The organism is Candidatus Accumulibacter vicinus (genome assembly GCF_000584955.1).
GTDB lineage: Bacteria > Pseudomonadota > Gammaproteobacteria > Burkholderiales > Rhodocyclaceae > Accumulibacter > Accumulibacter vicinus.
In genome coordinates this window covers 251,771-257,681 of the sequence record NZ_JDSS02000037.1, presented here as the reverse complement: position 1 = coordinate 257,681, position 5,911 = coordinate 251,771, and the positions used below count along the sequence as shown (strand labels likewise).

The window sequence follows — 5,911 nt, the reverse complement described above, 5'->3', positions numbered from 1 at the left end:
GCGCCTGCGGCTGGCCTCACAGGGGCTGCCCAGGGGCGGAGCGGTCGGTTTCGAGCTGATGGAGAGCCAGAAATTCGGCATCAGCCAGTTTGCCGAACAGGTCAATTATCAGCGCGGTCTGGAAGGCGAGCTGTCGCGCACCATTCAATCGATTGCGGCGGTTCAGGCCGCGCGCGTGCACCTGGCAATACCGAAGCCGAGTGTTTTCATGCGCGAAGAGATGAAGCCATCGGCATCAGTGATGCTCAACCTCTACCCTGGACGATCGCTCGATGCGGGCCAGATCGCCGGCATCCAGAATCTTGTCGCGGCCAGCGTTCCGCAGCTGGCACCAGCCAGCGTCACGCTGCTCGACCAGAGCGGCACGCTGCTGTCGCAGATGAAGAGCAAGCTGCTCGAGGCCGGCCTCGACCCGACGCAGGTCAAGTACATCCAGGAAGTCGAGGCAAGCATCATCAAGCGCGTTGAAGATATTCTGGCGCCGATCGTCGGCCCCGGCAATGCCCGTGTCCAGATCGCCGCCGACATCGACTTCTCGCAGGCGGAACAGACTGCCGAAACGCATCGACCGAATGTCACTCCGCCGGAGATCAGCATTCGCAGCCAACAGACCAGCGAAACCGCCAGCACCAGCCCGACTGCACAGGGAGTTCCCGGCGCTTTGAGCAATCAACCCCCGGTACCGGCCAGCGCGCCGCTGACACAACCACCGGTCGCGGGTGCCGGGGCCGCGACCACGCCCACCCCGCCGCTGCCCGGGCAACTCAACGCGGCCGGAGTGCAGGCGTCGATCGCCAATGTCGGCCAGCCGATCAGCACCAGCAAGAACTCGACGATCAACTACGAGATCGACAAGACCATCCGCCATGTCAAGCAATCGGTCGGTACCGTCAAACGCCTGTCGGCGGCGGTGGTGGTCAATCAGCGCAAGGAAATCGGCAAGGACGGGAAACTGGCCAACAAGCCGCTGCCAGATGGCGAACTGAAGCAGATCAGCGATCTGGTCAAGGAAGCCATGGGTTTCAGCAAGGATCGCGGTGATACCATTTCAGTGGCCAATGCCCCGTTCACTGTCATCGAAAAGGACGAAGGAATGCCACTCTGGCGTGACCCCGAAATGATTTCGTTGATCAAGGATCTGATCAAGTACGGCGCCCTTGCCGGCATCATTGCCTATCTGCTGCTCGGCGTCGTGCGGCCACTGCTCAAGACCATGCTCCCCTCCCCTGCCGAAAGCCCCGCCACCGTCGGCAGCAAGATTGACGTGCTTGACGAGGAAGAAGGCGAAGAACCCGTGCAGGAGCACGTCCCGACCGCCGCCGAGTTGCTTGAGGCCAAGCTCGCGAAGGCACGCGAACTGGCGGAAGCGGACCCGAAACTGGTGGCCAACATCATCAAGGAATGGATGGGCAGCAATGGCAGCTGACGACGGCGTCGAGAAGAGCGCCATACTGCTGATTTCGCTTGGCGAGGATTACGCCGCATCAGTGCTCAAGCATCTCGGCCCAAAGGAGGTGCAGAAGCTTGGTCATGCCATGGCGGCGTTGAAATCGGTGCCGCGCGTGCGCGTCGACGAAGTGCTGACCGAGTTCAAGCAAACAGCCGACGAATCGGCTGCGGTGCACGTCGATACGGACGCCTATATACGTTCGGTCCTCACCAAGGCGCTGGGTGACGACAAGGCCTCCAACCTGATCTCGCGCATCCTGCAACCCGGCGACACCAATGGTATTGAAGGCCTGAAATGGATGGATGCACCGACGGTCGCTGATCTGATCAGGAACGAGCACCCGCAGATCATCGCCACGATTCTCGTCCATCTCGCCCACGATCACGCCAGCGATATCCTGAACCAGTTTTCGGAAAGGCTGCGCAACGACGTGGTTCTGCGTGTGGCCACTCTCGAAGGCATTCAGCCGGCAGCGCTGCGGGAGCTGAACGACGTGATGCTGCGCCTGCTCTCGGGATCAGGCAACATCAAGAAGTCGGCCATGGGTGGCGTGCGCGCGGTCGCCGAGATGCTCAATTTCATGGGCAGCGCCAATGAGACCGCGGTCATGGATTCGATCCGCGAGTACGATCCGGACCTGGCGCAGAGAATTCTCGACGAAATGTTCGTCTTCGAGAATCTCCTCGATCTCGACGACCGGGGCATTCAGCTACTGTTGCGAGAAATTCAGTCGGAATCGCTGATCCTGGCCATGAAGGGTGCCAGCGAGCCTCTACGTGCCAAGATTTTCAAGAACATGTCGCAGCGTGCCTCGGAAATGTTGCGCGAAGATCTCGATTCGCGCGGCCCGGTTCGCCTCTCGGAAGTCGAGGCCGAGCAGAAGGAAATCCTCAAGATCGTCCGCCGCCTCGCCGACGAAGGCCAGATCGTACTTGGCTCCGCGGGTGGCGAGGAAATGCTGTGAGCCTGCAACGGCAATGAGCAACCCGATCCCGAAGGAGAAGATGACCGCCTACCAGCGCTGGGAACTGGCTTCTTTCGATGCCGAACGGCCGCCAGTGACGCCCCCGGACGTTCGGCTGGACGTTCCCCCGGCCGAGGCAGCGCAGGTGGCAGGCGAAATCGAAACACCGCCGCAGGAGCCCCCTCTGGCGCTGCCCACCGCTGAGGAAATCGAGCGCGTTCATCACGAAGCGCATACCGCGGGATACACCGCGGGATATAGTACCGGCTACGCAGCCGGCTACGCGGCCGGCTATGACGAAGGGATCAAAGCAGCGCAGGCGGTGGCAACCGATATGGCTTCGCTGATGGACCACCTGCAACAGGCACTGGCCGCCATTGATCAGGACGTGGCCGAGCAGTTGCTGGTCCTGGCGATCGAAATTGCCAATCAGGTCTTGCGCCAGAGTCTGCATGTTCAACCGGAGCTGATCTTGCCGGTGGTCAGGGAAGCGGTCACCGCCCTTCACCCGCATCATGGTCAGCCTCTGCTGTTCGTGCACCCGGATGACGCAGCGCTGGTTCGCAGCCATCTGGGCGAGCAGCTCGCCCATGCCAACTGGCGAATCATCGACGACAAGACGCTCAGCGCTGGCGGCTGCCGAGTTGAACTCGGTGCCAGCGAGGTCGACGCCACCCTGGAAACGCGTTGGCGACGCGTCATTGAAGCCATCGGCGTCAGCCAGGAATGGCTAAAGGCCCGGGAATGAAGTCCATTAGGAAAGACGATGACTGATCGCACTGAAAACCAGCACCTGGCCGCATGGCAAGGTTTCCTCAATGGCTGCCGACAGACCGCCAGCCAGGTCAGCTCGCTGCTGCCGAGCGGCCACCTGACCCGCATCAATGGATTGGTCATGGAGGCTTCGGGGCTCAAGTTACCCCTTGGCAGTTCATGCCGAATCGTTCCGTCGGGTGGCTCGCCGATCGAGGCAGAAGTGGTTGGCTTCAATGGCGAGCGACTTTTCCTGATGCCCTCGGAAGATGTCTACGGTCTCTCGCCGGGAGCCAGGGTGGTCGCCCTCGAAACACCCAACCCGCCCCCGCAGGTCGGTCGGCCACCCCCGGCACGCCGGCGCTGGATCGACCGTGCCAAACTGGTTCCAGTCGGTGAGTCGCTGCTCGGCCGTGTCCTTGATGGCGCCGGCCGACCGCTTGATCGGCTCGGTCCTCTGCACGCGAACTCCCTTCGCCCGCTCCAGAGTCGGCCCTTCAATCCCATGTCCAGGGCACCGATCAACCAGCCCCTCGATGTCGGAGTACGCGCAGTCAATGCCTTGCTCTGCGTCGGCCGCGGCCAGCGGATGGGACTTTTCGCCGGATCGGGGGTCGGCAAGAGCGTCCTGCTCGGCATGATGGCTCGCTATACTGCGGCTGAGGTGATTGTCGTCGGGCTGATCGGAGAGCGCGGACGTGAAGTCAAGGAGTTCATCGAACAGATCCTGGGTGAGGAAGGCCTCCGCCGTTCGGTCGTCATCGCCGCACCGGCTGACGTCAGCCCGCTGATGCGCATGCAGGGCGCGGCCTACGCGACATGTATCGCCGAATACTTCCGGGATCGCGGCCGGCAGGTGCTGCTGATCATGGACTCGCTGACCCGCTACGCGATGGCACAACGCGAGATTGCCCTGGCCATCGGCGAACCCCCGGTCACGCGTGGCTACCCGCCGTCGGTTTTCGCACGTTTGCCGCAACTCGTCGAGCGCGCCGGCAACGGCCTCGAAGGCGGAGGTTCGATCACCGCCTTCTACACCGTACTCGCCGAAGGTGACGACCAGCAGGATCCCATCGCCGATGCCGCAAGAGCCATCCTTGACGGCCACATCGTTCTGTCACGGACGCTCGCCGATGCGGGCCACTATCCGGCCATCGACATCGAGCAATCGATCTCGCGCGCCATGGTCAATCTCGTCAGTCCAGCGCATCTGCAGTACATCCGCAAATTCAAGAGCCTCTTTTCGCGCTATCAACGATCGCGCGACCTGATCAGCGTTGGTGCCTATGCCGCGGGTTCTGACCCGCAGCTCGACCAGGCAATCGCCATCTATCCGCGATTCGAGGAATTGCTGCAACAGAACCTCAGCCAGCGCTCGGATTTTACCCACAGCGTTGCGCGTCTGCGCGCCTTGTTCGAGCCGACGGCATGAGCCGCTGACACGACCTTGAGATCAACCTAACGGTCATGACTTTTCCAGCTTCTCCCGAGGATCCCCGACCCCCTTCTCCCGCCTGCGAGCGAAAGGAGATTCGCCAATCGCTGGCGCAGCTTTCACATTAATCGGAGAATTCGGCGTGGCCAAACCTTTCTCCCTGCAGATGGTGCTCGATCTGATGCGCAATCGTCACGACGAGGCAACACAGTCGCTCGCTCGTCTGCTGGCGGCCGAACGTGACGCCAAGAAGAAGCTCGAAATGCTGCTGCAGTATCGGGAGGAATACACCACCCGCTTCCGGGAAGCTGCCCAGGATGGGCTGGGGCAACCCGAATGGCGCAATTTCCAGGAATTCCTGAACCGGCTCGATGAAGCCATCACGCAACAGCTTCAGTCCGTCAGCTTGCAAGAGGCGCATACTGCCGCCGGTCAGGCAGAGTGGCGGCAGCAGCAGAAGCGCTTGAAAGCCTTTGACGCGCTCTCCGAACGCCATCGCGCCAGCGAAGCACGCTGGGAATCTCGCCAGGAGCAGAAGACCCAGGACGAGTTTGCTGCCCGCCACAAAAGCCGCGAGGAAGATCGCTGACCCGACTTTGGCACGATGCTTGCTCATATGGCTGCAGCTCCTTCCGAAAGTGACCGATCATGACCCTTGCCGTCGTTTCAACGTCCTTCCAGCCACGCCTCCAGGCAAAGTCCGTCGAGGACACAGGCCCTCCGGCGACTGACCCCCAGCACCCAGGCCTCGACTTTGCCAGCATTCTACTCGGCCTGCCAGTCGCTGCCGCCAGTCCACTGCCCGAAGACGACAAGCCGGACAAGCACGAGATGATCATTGCCGACGCCGGCACAGGGGCCGCTGCTACCGACCCACAATTCCTGGCCACGCTTGGTTACCTGCCATCGCCAGACCTTTCAGAAGTTGCAGGAAATTCCAAGATGGCCCTCTCTTTGCCAATCGGCACCGAGGGACCACTGCCATCGACGTCCGCGAGAATCGGGCCAGATACCCAGGAAATCAGGGCGCAGAGCAGCGATGACCGGCAGCAATCGGCATCGGCCTTATTGGCTGCCGACGACAAACCGGCAAAATTTGCCGTTACTCAATTCACTGTACCCTCCGCCAAGCAATCCGGGACGAGCACGCCCAGCAGCCCGGGCACACTCGCAGCGATGCCCTCCCCCGCACAGTCCGGGCTGAACACCTTCGAACTGGGCGACCCGGCCGGCAGTCCGGGCACGCTCGCGGCGATGCCCTCCCTTGCACAGTCCGGGCTGAACACGTTCGAACTGGGCGATCCGGCCC

The 5,911-nt window shown here is 62.0% G+C and carries 5 protein-coding genes and 1 pseudogene; all 6 read left to right on the top strand.

Annotated elements, in window-relative coordinates; translation table 11 throughout:
- A partial coding sequence (fliF, locus tag CAPSK01_RS16995) for a flagellar basal-body MS-ring/collar protein FliF (protein WP_034929345.1) occupies nt 1-1,426 on the top strand: 1,426 nt, incomplete at its 5' end.
- Nucleotides 1,416-2,414, top strand: a complete 999-nt coding sequence (gene fliG / locus CAPSK01_RS16990) for a flagellar motor switch protein FliG (protein ID WP_034929342.1) — start codon at nt 1,416-1,418, stop codon at nt 2,412-2,414. The genes fliF and fliG, both read left to right, overlap by 11 nt.
- Nucleotides 2,415-2,427: 13 nt before the next feature.
- Nucleotides 2,428-3,162 (top strand): flagellar assembly protein FliH, encoded by a 735-nt coding sequence (gene fliH / locus CAPSK01_RS16985; RefSeq protein WP_034929339.1) that lies wholly within the window; start codon nt 2,428-2,430, stop codon nt 3,160-3,162.
- Between the two features lie 18 nt (nt 3,163-3,180).
- Nucleotides 3,181-4,599, top strand: a complete 1,419-nt coding sequence (gene fliI, locus CAPSK01_RS16980) for a flagellar protein export ATPase FliI (RefSeq protein ID WP_034929338.1) — start codon at nt 3,181-3,183, stop codon at nt 4,597-4,599.
- Nucleotides 4,600-4,744: 145 nt separating this feature from the next.
- Entirely contained in the window at nt 4,745-5,191 is a 447-nt protein-coding gene (gene fliJ / locus CAPSK01_RS16975) for a flagellar export protein FliJ (RefSeq protein ID WP_273703905.1), read from the top strand.
- Nucleotides 5,192-5,433: 242 nt separating this feature from the next.
- A pseudogene (locus CAPSK01_RS23545) lies at nt 5,434-5,911 on the top strand (hypothetical protein); the annotation flags it as partial.